The organism is Bacillus sp. MN7755, from assembly GCF_054771475.1.
Map to the genome: position 1 here is coordinate 176,725 of NZ_BTRL01000013.1, position 17,320 is coordinate 194,044.

At 31.6% G+C, this 17,320-nt stretch carries 15 protein-coding genes, 3 pseudogenes and 1 riboswitch; of the genes and pseudogenes, 16 read left to right on the plus strand and 2 right to left on the minus strand.

Annotated elements, in window-relative coordinates; translation table 11 throughout:
* Window positions 1-8: 8 nt before the first annotated feature.
* The 5 genes and pseudogenes from ACYVEC_RS15735 (at window position 9) to ACYVEC_RS15755 (ending at window position 5,250) form a co-directional block, all read left to right on the plus strand.
* Entirely contained in the window at window positions 9-602 is a 594-nt protein-coding gene (locus tag ACYVEC_RS15735; protein WP_063224915.1) for a GNAT family N-acetyltransferase, read from the plus strand.
* Window positions 603-986: 384 nt separating this feature from the next.
* A pseudogene (locus ACYVEC_RS15740) lies at window positions 987-1,530 on the plus strand (DUF3267 domain-containing protein).
* Window positions 1,531-1,839: 309 nt separating this feature from the next.
* Window positions 1,840-2,610: an ABC transporter ATP-binding protein gene (locus ACYVEC_RS15745; protein WP_063224916.1), complete on the plus strand. Its 771-nt coding sequence runs from the start codon at window positions 1,840-1,842 to the stop codon at window positions 2,608-2,610.
* A complete protein-coding gene (locus tag ACYVEC_RS15750) occupies window positions 2,585-4,510 on the plus strand; it encodes an ABC transporter permease (protein WP_199677729.1) in 1,926 nt (641 codons plus the stop codon). The genes ACYVEC_RS15745 and ACYVEC_RS15750 overlap by 26 nt, the downstream gene beginning before the upstream one ends.
* Window positions 4,511-4,578: 68 nt before the next feature.
* Window positions 4,579-5,250 (plus strand): lipoprotein BA_5634 family protein, encoded by a 672-nt coding sequence (locus ACYVEC_RS15755; protein WP_063224962.1) that lies wholly within the window; start codon window positions 4,579-4,581, stop codon window positions 5,248-5,250.
* 76 nt (window positions 5,251-5,326) lie between these two features.
* Here the strand turns inward: ACYVEC_RS15755 and ACYVEC_RS15760 are convergent, their stop codons facing one another.
* Window positions 5,327-5,668 (minus strand): DUF3914 domain-containing protein, encoded by a 342-nt coding sequence (locus ACYVEC_RS15760; protein WP_460507206.1) that lies wholly within the window; start codon window positions 5,666-5,668, stop codon window positions 5,327-5,329.
* 277 nt (window positions 5,669-5,945) lie between these two features.
* Here ACYVEC_RS15760 and ACYVEC_RS15765 point away from each other — a divergent pair, with 277 nt between their 5' ends.
* From ACYVEC_RS15765 to ACYVEC_RS15810, 10 genes and pseudogenes are all read left to right on the plus strand, one after another.
* Window positions 5,946-7,187 (plus strand): esterase/lipase family protein, encoded by a 1,242-nt coding sequence (locus tag ACYVEC_RS15765; RefSeq protein ID WP_063224919.1) that lies wholly within the window; start codon window positions 5,946-5,948, stop codon window positions 7,185-7,187.
* Between the two features lie 87 nt (window positions 7,188-7,274).
* Complete coding sequence (locus tag ACYVEC_RS15770) at window positions 7,275-8,300, plus strand: homoserine dehydrogenase (protein ID WP_063224920.1); 1,026 nt, start codon at window positions 7,275-7,277, stop codon at window positions 8,298-8,300.
* Between the two features lie 89 nt (window positions 8,301-8,389).
* The gene (pdxR, locus tag ACYVEC_RS15775; RefSeq protein ID WP_063224921.1) at window positions 8,390-9,838 is read left to right on the plus strand and encodes a MocR-like pyridoxine biosynthesis transcription factor PdxR; all 1,449 of its coding nucleotides are present in this window, start codon (window positions 8,390-8,392) and stop codon (window positions 9,836-9,838) included.
* A gap of 4 nt (window positions 9,839-9,842) precedes the next feature.
* The gene (gene ddlB, locus ACYVEC_RS15780) at window positions 9,843-10,757 is read left to right on the plus strand and encodes a D-alanine--D-alanine ligase (protein ID WP_063224963.1); all 915 of its coding nucleotides are present in this window, start codon (window positions 9,843-9,845) and stop codon (window positions 10,755-10,757) included.
* A 72-nt stretch (window positions 10,758-10,829) separates the two neighbouring features.
* Window positions 10,830-10,935: riboswitch (TPP riboswitch) on the plus strand.
* 123 nt (window positions 10,936-11,058) lie between these two features.
* Complete coding sequence (tenA, locus tag ACYVEC_RS15785; RefSeq protein ID WP_063224922.1) at window positions 11,059-11,748, plus strand: thiaminase II; 690 nt, start codon at window positions 11,059-11,061, stop codon at window positions 11,746-11,748.
* Between the two features lie 168 nt (window positions 11,749-11,916).
* On the plus strand, window positions 11,917-12,036 hold the full coding sequence (locus ACYVEC_RS15790; protein ID WP_142332667.1) for an N-acetylmuramoyl-L-alanine amidase C-terminal domain-containing protein: 120 nt from the start codon (window positions 11,917-11,919) through the stop codon (window positions 12,034-12,036).
* Window positions 12,037-12,275: 239 nt separating this feature from the next.
* Complete coding sequence (locus ACYVEC_RS15795; protein WP_063224923.1) at window positions 12,276-12,596, plus strand: heterocycloanthracin/sonorensin family bacteriocin; 321 nt, start codon at window positions 12,276-12,278, stop codon at window positions 12,594-12,596.
* A 17-nt stretch (window positions 12,597-12,613) separates the two neighbouring features.
* Window positions 12,614-12,764 (plus strand): annotated as a pseudogene (locus ACYVEC_RS15800) (site-specific integrase); the annotation flags it as partial.
* 213 nt (window positions 12,765-12,977) lie between these two features.
* A complete protein-coding gene (locus ACYVEC_RS15805; RefSeq protein ID WP_180230791.1) occupies window positions 12,978-13,436 on the plus strand; it encodes a homoserine dehydrogenase in 459 nt (152 codons plus the stop codon).
* Window positions 13,437-13,743: 307 nt separating this feature from the next.
* Window positions 13,744-14,412 (plus strand): annotated as a pseudogene (locus tag ACYVEC_RS15810) (pPIWI_RE module domain-containing protein); the annotation flags it as partial.
* Window positions 14,413-14,483: 71 nt separating this feature from the next.
* On the opposite strand, the gene ACYVEC_RS15815 reads toward ACYVEC_RS15810, so the two are convergent.
* A complete protein-coding gene (locus tag ACYVEC_RS15815; protein WP_431113435.1) occupies window positions 14,484-15,593 on the minus strand; it encodes a site-specific integrase in 1,110 nt (369 codons plus the stop codon).
* Window positions 15,594-16,137: 544 nt separating this feature from the next.
* On the opposite strand from ACYVEC_RS15815, the gene ACYVEC_RS15820 reads away from it, so the two are divergent.
* On the plus strand, window positions 16,138-17,289 hold the full coding sequence (locus ACYVEC_RS15820; protein WP_431113436.1) for an AimR family lysis-lysogeny pheromone receptor: 1,152 nt from the start codon (window positions 16,138-16,140) through the stop codon (window positions 17,287-17,289).
* Window positions 17,290-17,320 lie beyond the last annotated feature (31 nt).

A 17,320-nucleotide genomic window follows, 5' to 3' on the forward strand; every position in this document is an offset into this window, starting at 1 on the left:
GGATTAACATGGGAGAAGAGAGTTTGACTAATTTATTTAGAATAGATTGTGGAGATATATACCTGCAAGAGTTTACGGTCAAAGATGCAGAGAGTATTTATAAAATAGCAAATCAACCGGAAATAGAAAAATTTTTACCAGACTGGAAATCAACGAAAGAACAAAGGGTGGATTGGGTTGCAAATTATGAAATACCAGAAAATAAAGCGTTTCTTAATGCAGCGAGAACTACGACTAACATAGATGATCACATATTAAAACTAGGAATATTTAAGAAAACCACAAATGAATTTATTGGATGGTGCTGCACAGGTATGAAAGATGAACTCCCTGCACCGAACAGAGAAATTATGTATGCTATTTCAAGTGAGTATCAAAATAATGGTTATGCTACTAAAGCGACTAAAGGACTGATTGACTATTTGTTTGAAAAAACAAATGTAGATGTTCTTAACGCAATCGCTTTAATTAACAATATAGCATCAAATAAAGTTATTGAAAAATGCGGGTTTATTTATTTGAGTGAACAGGAGATAGAAAATCAACTATATAATCATTATCAATTAAGTAAATCCGAATGGATAAAAAATATTGCTCTGTAAAAGAAATTAAAACGAAATCATTAAAAAGCTTAGAGCTAAAACTCTAAGCTTTTTTACATTCAAATGTATCAGTTAAGCATATTAAAGAGTAGCTTCTGGATAAAGTTGCTTTTTACCAAAAACAGATGCATCAAGTTGTATGTGCGAGGACTATTATATAAGCATCATATCTAAAAAGGCATTTGGAAAATTTTGTCGAATATGTGTACCTATGAAAACAATAAATTCTTACTCAAATCATCCTACAAATGAATGACTTTAGGCTTTAGTAGAAGAATGTATGGCAAAAGTGCAGACGAGCAAAGGTTTGAATTTAAAATTAACGGTTGAGTGTTAGTGGATTACATGTTTTTAAATATGAAATTATTTAAATGAGGGAGGGGAATGTTTATTATAATTTGGTTTCGTCACTTACCACAGATAAGTATGGATTTGTCAGAATGGACTCCTTTTATACAAAATAATTGGCATCGAAAACATTATATGAAATTTGTATATGTACTTCAAATCATTATTTTTCTAGTACCGTATTATTTTGGAGCAAGTTTTACCCATATTAATATATTCTATCTCATCATCATAGGTATTTTTTGTCTTCATCATTCATGAATGTTTACACGTTATTGTTATAAATAAAAAGGGTGATATTAGCTTAACGTGTAGTGGAATATTTTTTTGGATAAACACAAATGCAATCCTATCCAAAACTAGATTTTGGGTCTTTATGAGCTTGCCTACTATTGTATTATCAGTTGTTCCTTCCATTTTATCGTTCTATGTAACAGGAAATATTAAATCAATCTTATTATTTATATGTTGGATAAACGCAATAATTTCCTCTTCAGATATATACAATTCATTTTTAATTGCGATTAAACTGAAGAACTCAATTTTTTGTCGAGGTTACTATAAAGTGAAAGAGAATTAAAAGGGTAACTCAAAAACATTTCAACTAAAGGGATTAGTTAAAAATATAAATTTAGTAAGTAAAAGACCGATAAAGTAATCGGTCTTTTTTCATTTATATAATAAAGAATTGATATACATTGTATTTCCTGGCACTATACAATTATTATAAGATAGTTATGGGTTAATTTTAGTTTGAAATTAGCTATATTGTCAGTTTTTTTTAGAAATCTTACAAGTGTGTAAGATAAATGAAAGATGAATCAATATGAGCTATAAGACAATTCATTTACACTCTACTATGAGAAGTGCAAATGAAGGGAGAATATACATGAAAATTTTACATGCAAAAAGTATTAGTAAAGTATATAAAGGGAAAGTGCCTTATAAAGCATTAGTAGATATTGATTTATCCATTCAAGAAGGCGAATTTGTAGGGATTATGGGGCCATCTGGTAGTGGGAAAACAACGTTATTGAATATGGTATCTACAATTGATTCTCCATCATCGGGAGAAATTTTAATTAATGGCACAAATCCTTTTCAATTATCATCAGAAGAATTAGCGTTATTCCGCAGAAAACAATTAGGATTTGTTTTTCAATCATTTAATCTTCTTAGTACACTTACTGTAAAAGAAAACATCGTATTACCGATGACTTTAGATGGTGTGTCTGTACAAGAAATGAACAAACGAGTGGAAGAAATTGCAGAGAAATTAAATATTACAGATATATTGAGTAAAAGAACGTTTGAAATATCAGGGGGACAAGCTCAAAGAACGGCAATCGCACGTGCTATTATTCATAAGCCACAATTATTACTTGCTGACGAACCAACAGGGAATTTAGACTCTAAATCTTCAAATGATGTAATGGAGATGCTTGATACTCTAAATAAAGAAGAAAAAGCGACGATGATGTTAGTTACACATGATCCGTATGCAGCGAGTTTTTGCAGTAGAGTAATATTTATTAAAGATGGTCAACTATATAATGAAATCTATTGCGGCGAAAGCAGGCAAGCGTTTTATCAAAAGATTATGGATGTCCTTTCTTTGTTAGGAGGGAAAAGGCATGACTTTTCGTCAGTTCGCATTTAATAATATTTTTCGTAATAAGCGTACATATGCAGGTCATTTTTTAAGTAGTACATTTTCTATTATGATTTTCTTTACGTATGCTCTTTTATTATTTCATCCTGATTTACAAGGGGAATTAAAATCAACAAGTGCAACAATAAGCGCGTATGGTACTATGGGATTTACAATTTCGCAAGGTTTGATTTTTGTATTTTCATTTTTCTTTATTCTATATTCAGTTAGTTCATTTTTAAAAACTCGTAAGAAAGAATTTGGCATATTAATGATGCAAGGTATGTCAATGAAACAGTTTAAGAAATTATTATTAATTGAAAATATGTTGATTGGATTTGGTTCAATTTGTATAGGGATTTTCATCGGACTCATATTTTCTAAACTAGTCTTATTGATAAGCGCAAGTGTATTAATGATTAATAATGGTTTACCTTTTTATACACCAGTGAAGGCTGTATTATTAACAGTTATCACTTTTCTTTTCTTATTTTTAATTGTTTCACTATTTACATTTAAAATGGTAAAAATAACGGAACTTGTGGAACTTATTCGAGCAGAGGAAAAGCCAAAACCTGAACCAAAATCTTCAATTTTATTATCGCTACTTTCTTTAAGTAGTATAGGATATGGATATTTCTCAGTATTTCGCTTCATTTCAAGTTCCAGTTTTACTACGCTTGGAATGGGTGTCCTACTAGTAATTATAGGAACGTACTTTTTATATACACAGTGTAGCGTTTATATATTACATCTTGCTAAAAGGAGAGAATCTTTCTTTTTAAAGAGAACAAATATATTAACGTTTTCTGAATTAATTTACCGTATGAAAGATAATGCAACGATGTTTTTTATAGTTTCTATTGTTTCAGCAGTTGCATTTACAGCGATTGGTACAACAGCTGCAATTGGAAGTAAAGATTTGGTAAGGATGACAAATCCGTATACATTTTTATATGGGGATTTTGAAAACGACAAAGCATTAAATAAAAATCTTTCTATTATTAAAAAACAACTTTCTGATGCTAACATTCCGTATCGAATGGCTTCAGCTTCATATATATACACAGAAAGTAATGTAATTGTAATGAAGTTAAGTGAATATAACGATCTTGCTAAAGCACTTGGGTATCAACAAGAAACGATTGAAAAAGAGGATGAAATTTTATTAATTCCTGGAGTCGTATCACAAAAACAAGAATTTAAAAATGGCGAGTATAAAAAAAGTATAGAAGTCATTCAAGGTGAATGGACAAAGACATTTCAAGTGAAAAAAGCTGTAGAAAATTTAGTTTTACCACATGATACTAGAAATATATATATCGCTGTTCAAGATCATGTATATGATGAAATACCTATTACTAGTGATCCAGATAATCTTGATATTCCATATCGTACTTACGGATTTGTTGTAGACGATTGGATAAAAACGAAGAGAATTTCAAACGAATTAATTAGTACATTTGCGGAAGAAGAAGGTAGTTTTCAGTTTCGAGCTTTAACTATAGATTTGTTAAGTGCAAAACAAACGAATGGATTATTACTTATGGCAAGTGTTTTAGTCGGAATCGTCTTCTTTACATTCGCTGCTAGTTTTATTTATTTCCGATTATATACTGATTTGGATCGTGATCAACAGCAATATAAAATGATTTCGAAAATGGGTTTAAGTAAACGAGAGCTAAAGAAAGTTGTAACGAGACAGTTATTATTAATGTTCTTCTTACCGATTATCATTGCAGTGATACATACTGTAGTCGCTTATATGGCATTACAACAATTAGTCGATTTTTCTATTATGAATAGTTCTATCGTAATTTTAATTTCATTTATTTGTATACAAGTTTTATATTTCTTTATAACCCGTTGGCGTTACCTGCAAAAGCTTTATAAGGTTATGGATGAATAGAGTTTATTAGCTTGTAAGACTATATGAAAGCATGTGAAAAAATCAACTGTATGATGAAAGGAAACGCGATGAAAAGAACTTTAACTATTTTTATGTTAACGATACTACTATTAATAAGTTTTAGTGCATGTTCTAAAAAGGAGAATCTATTTCCTGCAAACGGTATATTAATCATTGGAGATGAAAAAAAATTTTCACCAATTATTAATCGTTATCAGGAAATTACGAAAGCAAATGAAGTGTTTTCTGTGAAAACAGGTATTCATGGAAACGGACACGTATTAATTTTAAATGAGTCTACAGCACAAGCATTGATTAAAGCTAAAGTTTTTCGTGAACGAGACAATGGTTCTAATTTTATACCTGTAAATACGTTACCGAAATTCCCAAAAGGGGGTTCGCTACTGTTTGCACAAGACGACGAAATGACTTTGAAAAGTATTAAACTAGAAGGAAAAGAGATTCCTGTCATATACAATAGTGACGCTTGGATAGGTAACAAACGTATTTATCCAGCACAACAGTATGTGATTGTATCAAAAAACAATGTATATAAGGAAATAAAAGCAAATGAAACAAAAATGCATCTTCTTCAATTTAAAAAATCTATAGGTGACGAAAAACCTAAAATGTCGACAGATAATTCATTGGTTAATGAAAATATCAAAGTAAAAAAGCTAATTAAAGGTTTGGAAGGAGAAGTATCTTTTCAGTTTGTAACGATTGGAGAAAAATCTTAAAAAAGAGTTCGAGCTTGATAGAAACTTTATCAAGCTCGAACTCTTTTTAGTTTATAGACCATTCATATAAAAAAGATTACATTACGTCGTTTAATCGACTCTCGTTTGTTTCTTCAATCGCATTTGAATTTTGAACTGAATTATTTTGAGCTTCTTTTTCTTTACGAACTTTTTGTAGCATTTCAAGTATGATCCATAAAGGGACACCTTTATCTTTCAACATTTTCCATAAATTTAATTCGTTAAATTTATGCTCAGGTTGTTTCATTTCTTTTTCAGATGAACGAATATCGAACTTGATAGGATCATTTACTTTCTTACCTTCAAGTTTAGTAGAAGAGATAGTATTATGCTCAAGAGTAGATGGAGTTATTTTAGTAGGTTGAGATAATGTATGAATGTTTGATCCGATTTGCATGATTTTTCCTCCTTTTCAAGCAATGAAATTAGTTTTCTTATGGTTTTTAAATCTATTTAACATGAGGAAACTATATCTAATTATAAATTCAAATAAACAGATTTACAAGCTGTATTGTAAAAAGTAAATGCTTACTTGAATTAATATTTATCAACATTTGTATATGTTTTCAATATATACAAGGAATATAAAATAATTTACATTATGTTTAAGTTATTAAAGCAGGCTGTGAATTTTTTTAAAGAAAAATGTAAACGTTTTATTAGGGGGAGAAAGTATGGGGAAGTTATTTTTAAAAATATGTTTTTTTACATTAATGACTGTAGGTTTATTCTCAGCGAAAATTATATACGCTGAAGAGGGTCACCAAAATAATTATCCGATCATATTAGTGAATGGATTTGCTGGATGGGGTAGAGAAGAAATGCTTGGCGTAAAATATTGGGGCGGTGTTCATGATATACAGGAGGATTTAAAAAGAAATGGTTATACTGTACATACCGCAGCTGTTGGACCTGTTTCTAGTAACTGGGACCGTGCATGTGAATTGTATGCCCAAATTAACGGTGGAACAGTAGACTATGGTGCCGCACATGCCGAGAAACATGGACATAATCGTTTTGGCAGAACATATAGTGGCTTTGCACCGAATTGGAGTGAAACAAATAAAGTTCATTTAGTTGGGCATAGCATGGGTGGACAAACGACTAGAGCATTAGTACAGCTATTAAAAGAAGGTAGTTTTGAAGAAAAGAATTATGTGAAAAATCACCCGAACATCAAAATATCACCACTATTTGAAGGTGAGAAATCATATGTTCATAGTGTTACAACATTAGCAACCCCTCACAATGGTACAACACTTGCGGATGGTAGTCTTCTGCTACCGTTCGTTAAAGATTTACTCATTACAGCTGCAAGTTTTGGAGGAAACAATAATTTATCGTTATATGATTTCAAATTGGATCAATGGGGTATAAAGAAGAATGCTGGAGAGTCTTTTTTCCAATATACTGATCGCATTATAAATAGTTCACTTTGGAAAAATACAAAAGATATAAGTCAATGGGATTTAAGTACAGATGGTGCAAAGGAGTTAAATAATTGGGTAAAGACGCAACCGGATGTGTATTACTTATCCTATAGTGGACATGCATCACAAGCAGCACCTATAACAGGTTTACATTTACCTCATATAACGATGAATAAAGTGTTAATGGGGAATGCATTTTTCTTAGGTTCTTATGCGAGATATGAAGAAAACCGTCCATTAATTGATACTTCTTGGTGGCAAAATGATGGTGTAGTAAATACAAATTCTATGATTGCACCTTCTTCTAATACAGCTGTAAATAATAATGAGTCTTTACAGGTTGGAAAATGGAATCATATCGAAACGAAAGCAAATTGGGACCATCTCGACATGGTAGGATTAAGTATTTCAGACACGTTAGGTTTTTCTAGCATTCCAGAGTTTTATAGAACAATTGCTGAAAAGCTATCACGTTTACCGAAATAGGTAATAATAAAGCGCTCTCGATGGAATTCGAGAGCGCTTTATATTATATTGAAAGAGGGATTTGGTAGAAAAATATGGGGGGATATTATGAAAATTCAAGTTGTATTATCAGGATATGGAACAGTAGGCAGAGAGTTTATAAAATTATTAAATGAAAAATATTCATATATATATGAAACATATGGGATTCAATTAGTTGTAAGTGGCGTATTAGGGAGAAATATTGCAATACATAATGAAGATGGCTTATCTATTCACCATTTATTGATGTATGGTGGCGGTACCGCTGCAATTGAAAAATATTTAGACTATTATCCGAATGAACGTGCAACAAATGGGATAAATGGTACTGTATTAGTAGAATCAACTGTTACAAACCTTAAAGATGGAAATCCAGGAAAACAATATATAAAACAAGCGATTGAGAAACATATGGATGTAGTTGCAATTTCAAAAGGCGCACTCGTTACAAACTGGAGAGAAATAAATGAAGCAGCAAAGCAGGCAAATGTACGAATTCGATATAGCGGTGCAACTGCTGCGGCATTACCGACACTCGATATTGGTCAATTTAGTTTAGCTGGTTGCCATATTGAAAAAATAGAAGGAATATTAAACGGGACAACAAATTATATTCTTTCGAAAATGAATGAGGAAGATGTTACGTTTGAAGAAGCACTGAAAGAAGCCCAAAGTAAGGGAATTGCTGAAACAAACCCAATATTAGATGTAAGTGGTTCTGATAGTGCGTGTAAATTGTTACTTTTAACAAACAGTTTAATGGGAACAGAGAAGACGCTTACAGATATACATATAAAAGGAATTGAACATGTTACAAAACAACAAATTCGAAATGCGAAGGAACAAAATAAATATATTAAATTAATAGCTTCAGCAAATAAGGATAAGGATGGTAACGTGGTTCTTCATGTAGAACCGTCCGAAATAGACAGAGATCATCCACTAGCAAAAGTAAATGGTACAGAAAAAGGGATTACGTTCTTTACAGATACGATGGGCCAAGTTACTACAATTGGTGGTGCATCAAATCCACGTGGAGCCGCAGCAGCAGCGTTAAAAGATGTAATTAACTTGTACCGAAAAGATTTATAAGAGCGTACCGCCCTTTATAAAAAATACATATGTAGTGGACCTTTTGAGAATGAAATAAATGTGTAAAAATAATTGCAGGGGGGAAGAAATTGTTTAAAGATTTTAAAGTTGTGAAAGATCGTCCCGTTTATATTCAATTGAAAGATTATTTAAAAAAGATGATTATGAAAGGGCATTTGCTCGGAGATCAAAAAATACCTTCAACAAGGGAACTAAGTGAATTATTAAGTGTGAGCAGAAATACTGTACTCGCTGCTTATGCAGATTTGGAGCAAGAAGGGCTCATTTATGCAGTTAAAGGAAAAGGGAATTTTGTTGCGAAGGTTGATATAAGCAACACTTCGTCTGTTGAAATAGATTGGAAAAATAAACTTAATACAGTTACCCTATTAGCGGATGAATTAGATTTAATGAAACATGGTGTTCGCTGGGAAAAAGGAATGATTGTTTTTAACAGCATCGCTCCGGATGAAAAGCTATTTGATGTGGAAAATTTCAAAAGAGCTTTTCTTACTCGTATGTCCATTGAAGGTGATGTCGTATTAAACTACGGATACGCAAAAGGTTATAGACCGTTAATGAATTATCTACTTCATTATATGGAAATGAAAGGTGTAGATATTTCGAACAAAGATATTTTAATTACAAATGGATTTACCGAAGGATTAGACATAGTACTATCCTCATTATCGAAAAAATCAGGTCGAGTTATTTGTGAGAATCCAACTCACCATGCTGCGTTGAAGCTGTTCCGCTTACATGGCCTTGAAGTTCATGGTATTGATATGAATGAGGATGGCCTTGATACGAATCAAGTTGAAAAAAGCTTGCGTGAAAAAGAGTTTGATTTTGCATATTTAATTCCTTCCTATCATAATCCAACCGGTATTGTTACAAGTTCAGAGAAAAGAACGGAACTGATGAGATTATTTTCAAAATATAAGGTTCCTATTATAGAAGATGGATTTAATGAGGAACTACGTTATTCAGGTTCACATTTAGCACCATTATTAACTTTTGCTGGCGCTGGTAATAATGTGATTTATATTAGTAGCTTTTCGAAGGTACTTTTCCCTGGTTTACGTGTAGGATGGATCATTGCAGATAAAGAGCTGATCCATCATTTAGAAAGTGTAAAAAGAGCAAGAACAATTCATACATCTACTTTAGATCAAGCTGTTCTGTTTCAATATTTACATGAAGGATATTTTGAAAAATATTTAAAAAAGGCAAGATCTGTTTATAAGAAAAAATATGAGTTAGCTGTTGGGGCGTGTAACGAGTACATTCCGTTTCAAAGGATGACCGGTGATGGTGGACTTCATTTATTTATAGAGTTAGATGAAAAAATTCATGCCCGAACTCTTTTGCAAAAGTGTTATGAGCAAGGAGTTACATTTTCTCCTGGAGATGTTTTTTACTCTGATGGAGGAGGAGCGAATACTTTTCGATTAGGATTTTCACGTCTGAAAGAAGAAGAAATAGTTCGGGGAATTAAAATAATCGGTGATACAATAAAAAATGAAATTTGGAGTTGAGGAAATGAGAATTGGCGTTATTATGGGAGGAGTATCCTCTGAAAAACAAGTATCAATTATGACTGGAAATGAAATGATTGCACATTTAGATAAAAGTAAGTATGACATAGTTCCAATTACGTTAAACGAAAAAATGGATTTAATCGAAAAAGCGAAAGACATTGATTTTGCGCTGCTCGCATTACACGGAAAATACGGAGAAGACGGGACTGTTCAAGGAACGCTTGAAAGTTTAGGTATTCCTTATAGCGGGAGCAATATGTTATCTAGCGGTATATGTATGGACAAAAATATTTCGAAAAAGATTTTACGTTATGAAGGAATAGAAACACCAGATTGGATTGAACTTACAAAAATGGAGGATCTAAATCTTGATGAGTTAGATAAGTTAGGATTTCCGTTAGTCGTAAAACCAAACTCTGGTGGGTCAAGTGTTGGAGTAAAGATTGTCTATAATAAAGACGAATTAATTTCAATGCTGGAAACTGTGTTTGAATGGGATTCTGAAGTAGTAATAGAGAAGTATATAAAAGGTGACGAGATTACATGTTCCATTTTTGATGGAAAACAGTTACCCATCATTTCAATTCGACACGCGGCGGAGTTCTTTGATTACAATGCGAAATATGATGATGCTGGTACTATTGAAGAAGTTATTGAACTTCCAGTTGAATTGAAAGAACGTGTAAACAAAGCGTCACTGGCTTGCTATAAAGCATTAAAATGTAGTGTTTATGCAAGGGTTGATATGATGGTGAAAGACGGTATTCCATATGTAATGGAAGTTAACACATTACCAGGGATGACACAAGCAAGTCTACTACCAAAAAGTGCAGATGCAGCGGGAATTAATTATAGCAAACTATTAGATATGATTATTGAAACTTCATTAAGAGTAAGGGAAGAAGAAGGGTTTTAAGTAGCAGTATCATGAATACTTTTGACAGTAACATGAAGTATGTTATGATGAATACAATACGAAAATTAAATATTTATCCACTAGGGGGGCCTATTATAGGCTGAGATCAAATGGGGATTTGAGACTCTTAGTACCTGATCTGGTTAATGCCAGCGTAGGGAAGTGGGAAAGACATTGTTATTTCATGAATAAATACTGTCAATTTCACTTTCTTTACGCCTGTAAAGAAAGTTTTTTTATTTTAAAGCGTTAATAACTGTGGATAAATACTTATATTAAATTAATTATTGGAGGAATTCACATGACTTTTTCACAATCGTTACGTAAAGAAGTAGATTCAATTTGGGAAGCTAGTTTTCAGCATCCTTTTGTAAAAAAACTTGGTGAAGGAACATTAGATTTAGCTAGTTTTCGCTATTACGTGCTTCAAGATTCATATTATTTAAGTCACTTTGCTAGAGTACAAACTTTAGGAGCTGCAAAAGCACTGGAATTAGAAACGACAGCTCGTATGGCACACCATGCCCAAAATACATATGAGGCGGAATTATCATTACATGAGAATTTTGCGAAGAAACTAGGGATAACACAAGAAGAAAAAGATAATTTTATCCCTGCTCCAACTGCATACGCATATACTTCACATATGTATCGTGCTGCGTATGAAGGACATTTAGGCGATATCATTGCAGCAATTTTACCTTGCTATTGGCTGTATTATGAAATTGGTGAGCGTTTAAAAGAGTGTCAGCCAGAAGAGCCGATTTATAACGAATGGATTTCTGCTTATGGATCTGATTGGTTCCGAACATTAGTTGAAGAGCAAATTACACGATTAGATGCAATAGCTGAAAAAGTAACAGAGGCAGACCGAAATCGAATGAAACAACATTTTATTATTAGTAGCCAATATGAATATTCATTTTGGGAAATGGCTTATACTTTAGAAAAGTGGCCAGTGAATACAGAAGTAAAAGATGTAATTGGATAAAGAATAGAAGTAATGTTATAGATAGGTATGGATAATACCTATCTATAACATTTTTTCTTGTCAGATTTGTGTAAAGTCGATAGTGCTGCGGATATGGCGAAATGGCATATCGATAAGTTAGTTAATTTAATTTTCTACGCATTAACTGGATAAACTTCTGCCACATGTATTAAACAATCAAATGGATTAACATATTTCGTTACTGTTCCAACTTCAGATGCACAACGTAATGGAATGAATTTCTACCTTGAACGTACAGGATACGGCATTATGGTTATTGAGAAATAAATTGAGCTTAGTAAGCATGAAGATATGACGCTAGAATTCAAATTTTATAATTTCTATTTATAAAAATGAGCCCATAGTAAAAATAGGTATATGAACAAGGTGCATCATCTAGTGATAAGTCATACTTTGTTGGTGTATGTATTTAACTTAGTTTATAGCGCTATTTCTACTTAGATGTAACGAACAAAAATATAGGAAAGCATCGATGGGGTTGTATTTTATAAACGGAGGTCATGAAAATGAATCAGTTTCAACAAGAACTACAAGCGCTAAGCCTTAATGATTACCGGTCTGGAAATATTGTGTATTGGGACCAGCAAAACCAATATCCATATTATTACTATATTGAAGATGCTGCTCGTCGCTGTGGCGGCTGTGGTCGTTGCGGAGGTTGTGGCGGTCGCTGTGGTGGGTTTCGTTGTGGTGGATTCCGTTGTATTGGTTGCTTCGGTTGTTTTGGTTGTGGAAATTGTGGCGGCTGTGGCGGTTGTGGTGGTTGCTCTAATTGTTTTAATGGTACTTCTGATACTACTGGTACTATTGTAACATATGAATATTAACTACATTTATCAATTAAAAAACATTAGCTTTATACATGTACATGCCGACAAAGAATATAGCCATCGCTAATGGATATATTCAATCATTCAAGTGAAAGAGTAACAATAAGATATATTGGTATAAATCAAGATGAGATAGATAAAGCAATGACTAGATTTAAAATCTAATCATTGCTTTTTTCTTATGGTTTTACCATCAAATGTCTGTCTAATTTAAGGAGTGATTTCTTCTAGTTAGTGTATAGCTAATGAAATTATTACAACTGTGTAGGGTTAATCGATAGTAAATTAAGATGCTTGAGTGTATTTTAAATAGGATTAAAAAGTACTGTTTATCTATAGAATAATGGGTAAATAATATTTAATAGGAAGTGTATTAAAATGATTGAATTTAAATCTATTATCCATTCGTACAAACTAAAGAGAAAAATAGCTAAGGATTTATACGGAAAAAGAGATGAATTGACGATGTTATTAAATGAACTTAATAACATTAAATGTACTGTAACATCTGAAAAAAAGAAAAATAATCTATTATCTCGTTTAGAATTAATTTATCAAAATATGAAATTAGATAAACTGTATCCTCTTCCAGTTGCTTTTAATAGTAAATTATTGGAGCGATTAGAAAAAGAATCTCTACATACTATTAAGGATGGTGTAACATGTCTTTACTTAATGTTAGATATAAATTATGAGAAAATAAAACAATACGGATCGAATACAAGTAGGTCAGTTGTTCCATTATCGCAGTCTTCCATTTGTCTTGCTGATTGTGTTTGTTTAACAGGATTTGTATTAGGTTTACTAGGAGCAATATCTATATGTTCAATTACATAATGGTTGATATTTGTAAGGAGAGCACCGACTTAAGGTGTTCTTTTTTAGTTTTATTGTAAAGTTATTGTAAATGATAAATACAATACATTATATGTATTGTATAATTCTAATGTATAAAACTAACGATTTTGGAGGTGCTGTATATGATAATTACTTTTAATTTTAAAAGAGTCGTTTTGGTAATGTTTTATTGGGATAAATAGTTTTTACTTTTATTTTGAATACTTGGTTTAAATTGAATAGATTAAGTAATTATTTTTCTAGTTTTTTGTGATCAAGAAAAATGAAGAAAGGAAGTAATCATTTTATGGGAAAATTAAAGTTGTTATCATTTGAAAATATAGTAGAACCTCTTTTAAACGAAAGCGTATCATTTATATATTTCCCTATTGAATGGCTCGATATTGTAGAGATACATTATAAAACATTTTTATTAACGAGTAAGTTGAAACGATTGAATGAAAGATTATATGATATGTTTTCTGATATATTATTTATTCAGCATAATCCATATGTATTAAATGAAAATACACCATGGATTGTATCGAAAGAACCTATTAGAAAAGAACAACTCGATTATATTTTTCAAAGTTGGTATGAGGTTATTCATGATTGGAAACCTAATAAATTAATAGAATCGCCAAAATATGAATGGCATTACGATTTAATTTCTAATTTAACAGTACTACATGATAATGAAATATATGCTAAGTGGGTGCCAGCTTTAATTTCACATATTTTTTGTGAACGTCCTATACAATTAGAAAACATAAACGAAGAAGAGATATCTTTTTCTCCACTTAGATCACAAAATATTTGTGAGGCTATGTCAGAGCCTATTAAAGATGAAAATACACAAGATTATTTCGCCTACGTATATCGGTTCGAGTATATAACGCGTGGAGGAGAGAACATTCCATTATTAAATGTTTCAATAGGAATTCGGAGATTTTATCAAGAATATAAGATGATAGATCAAACAAACCTTGATATAACAACGTTTGTTTGACCTATTTTTATGAATTGCAAACATTTTGCAAACATAAGTTATCCAAAGATGCTTTTACCAAAGTTTTTAACGGCTTCTTCTTGCATGTTCGGTAAAACATGAGAATAAACACTCAATGTCATTGAAATGTCTGTATGACCTAGTCTTTCACTGATAATTTTAGGATTAACTCCTTGCTTCAATAATATAGTTGCGTGTGTATGTCTTAGATCATGGAATTTAATTTCTTTTACGCCTGCGTTGTGTATAGCTCTAATAAAATTCTTTCTAAAATTTGCTTTTTTTATAATCATTCCAAACTCATTACAATTAATTAAATCAAAATCTTGATAAGAAGAACCAAGCCTTAATTTCTCTTGATTAATTAAAACCTTATGCTTTTTTAAGGATTCTATAGTTTCTTTAGGTACAGGAATGGTGCGTTTTGACGAATTTGTTTTTGCTGTTTTTTTGATTTTATTGTCATGGCCAGATGTTTGGTTTATTGTAACGGTATGTTTTTCAAAATCAACGTCCTGCCATCGTAAGCCTAGAACTTCACCCATACGCATACCTGTAGTTATTGCAAGAAGATACCCAATGTGATATCGTGATTCTTGTGAATGCAAAAGAAACTTTTTTACTTCTTCCTCTGTCCAAGTTTGGATAGAGGTTCTTTCTTTTTTAGGTATCTCAGCAAAATCAGCTGGATTTCGAGAAATAATATTTTGTTTTACAGCGAGATTTAAAGCGCTCTTTAAAATTCTGTGCATAAGCAGAACAGAATTGTTTGCAATACCTCTATCTATCGCGGTTTTATAGCACTTTTGAATGTGCATAACATTTAATTTATGGAGTGCCACCATTCCAATACTAGGTATAACATGTTGGTTGATAAAGGCCCTATAGCCGACAAATGTACTCCTTTCTATACTCATACTTTTAATTTCTAACCAGTGATTTAGGTAGTCTTCTAAGGTAACTTTAGACGGCTCTATAAAAGTTCCTTCATTCAACTCTGTAATCTTCTTCGCAACATCAGCCTGTGCTTCTTTTTTTGTCTTATATCCAGAAAACCATTTCTGTCTTCTTTTTCCTGTCTCTGGATCAGGTCCGATATCAATAACAATACAATACTTATTTCCTCTTTTTCGAATATGTCCTTTCACTTAAAACACTCCTTCATTTGTTTTGAATCATGTTGTATAAGTCTAGTTGTAATTTTGCTGCTATGAAAATTACATGTTTGGACATATCAGCGATGGATATATTTTACCATATAAAAATAAATTCAGTTATAGGGTAGAGTTTTCATTTGTTGTTAAAAAATATTGAAATATCTACTCTAGTTATCAAATGCAATATTGCATATTTTATTGGGGGTCTAAAAAACAAGACGTATATTAATATTTTCAACTTTCTCAAGTATTTTCAGAATATGAGAGAATAGATGTTTGGGTTATTTGTGATAGAATATTCTTAATAATATAATTTGACGGAACGAAAAAGACCCATAGCGTGTGTAATTGTGCTGGGAACACTTTTACACCGTTTGCCCTAATTGTAGTAGGGAAAACATTTGCCATGAGCCTTTCAGTTACGACTATGCGTAACATATACGGCTAGTATAACACAGCCTTTAGATGTAATTCATCATTAAGGTGCGTTTTCAAGATAGGGAAGTGTGTCTTGTTCCAATAAGGGGGACAAAACATGTGGAAAGCTCTAAATCAAATTGAAAAAGAGTTATGTGCAGCTGGAATAAGGAAAAATAAACTAGCAAATTATTGGGGAGTTAAGCCAAGTACTGTTACGAAAATTTTTAAAGGTAATACAGACATGAGTTTTGGCTTTCTTTCCAAAACAGTCATCCTATTAAACAAAGGCATACAGGTTCAAGAAAATCTATTAATGGATTATATATATGTAACGAAACCAAAATCAGAAAACTTACGTGAGGCAATGGAAGATTTAGCTTTAAGAGGAAAGTTTAATCTATTAATTAATATTATAAATAGTGAATCACAATCAAAGGTAGCAGAAAATAGAGAATTTGCTAATGTGTATCGAATTATATATAAACGATATATAGGTGAAATTGATGCTGCACAGTACCATAAGGCATTAAACTTGGAAAGTAAATCAATAAGAACAATAGAGATGGAAGTGTTAATTGAAATTTTATTATGTCAAGCGCAATATCAATCGGGTAACTTTACTTCTTTAATTGAGCGATTAAAATCTCTTGAAATAAAAATAAATAAAATAAGTAATAGGTATATTCGAGAATGTTATAAATTACGATATAAAGAAGCAATTGCCGTTACTTCGTTGCAGGGTGGTGAAGTCATTGAAGCAAGGCATGTTAGTATGGAATTATTAGATAATCTTGAGTGGGATAACTTTTTTTCTTTTCCAAAAGTAAATGCATATTTAAAGTTAGGTGAATCGTATATTTTTTCAGCCAATGAATATGAGAGATCAAAATATTATTTGGAAAAGACTTTAGAAGTGATAGGAGATAGTAAGACTAATGGAATTGAGAAAAAAAGAAAAATGGTACAACATACATTATCATTTCTAAAGATTCATCATGATAAAGAAATTAGTAGCTTAGATGTTGTTCATTCAGGTGAACTAGCATATTTAAAGATTAAACAAGGTAACAAAATGGAGGCGAGAAAACTATTAAATCGATTAAAAGAGAAGAATGGAAGTTTAACAGACATACAGACTGCATATTTAGCTTTAACATATGAAGGTACTAAAAAAGAAGAGTTAATGAAACGATCTCTTTTGATGTGTCAAAAGTCAGGGAATATATTTTATTCGAATTTACCAAAAATACACTTGGGTTTAATTTGAATAATTGGTATAATTGTCTTCGGAAAGAGGT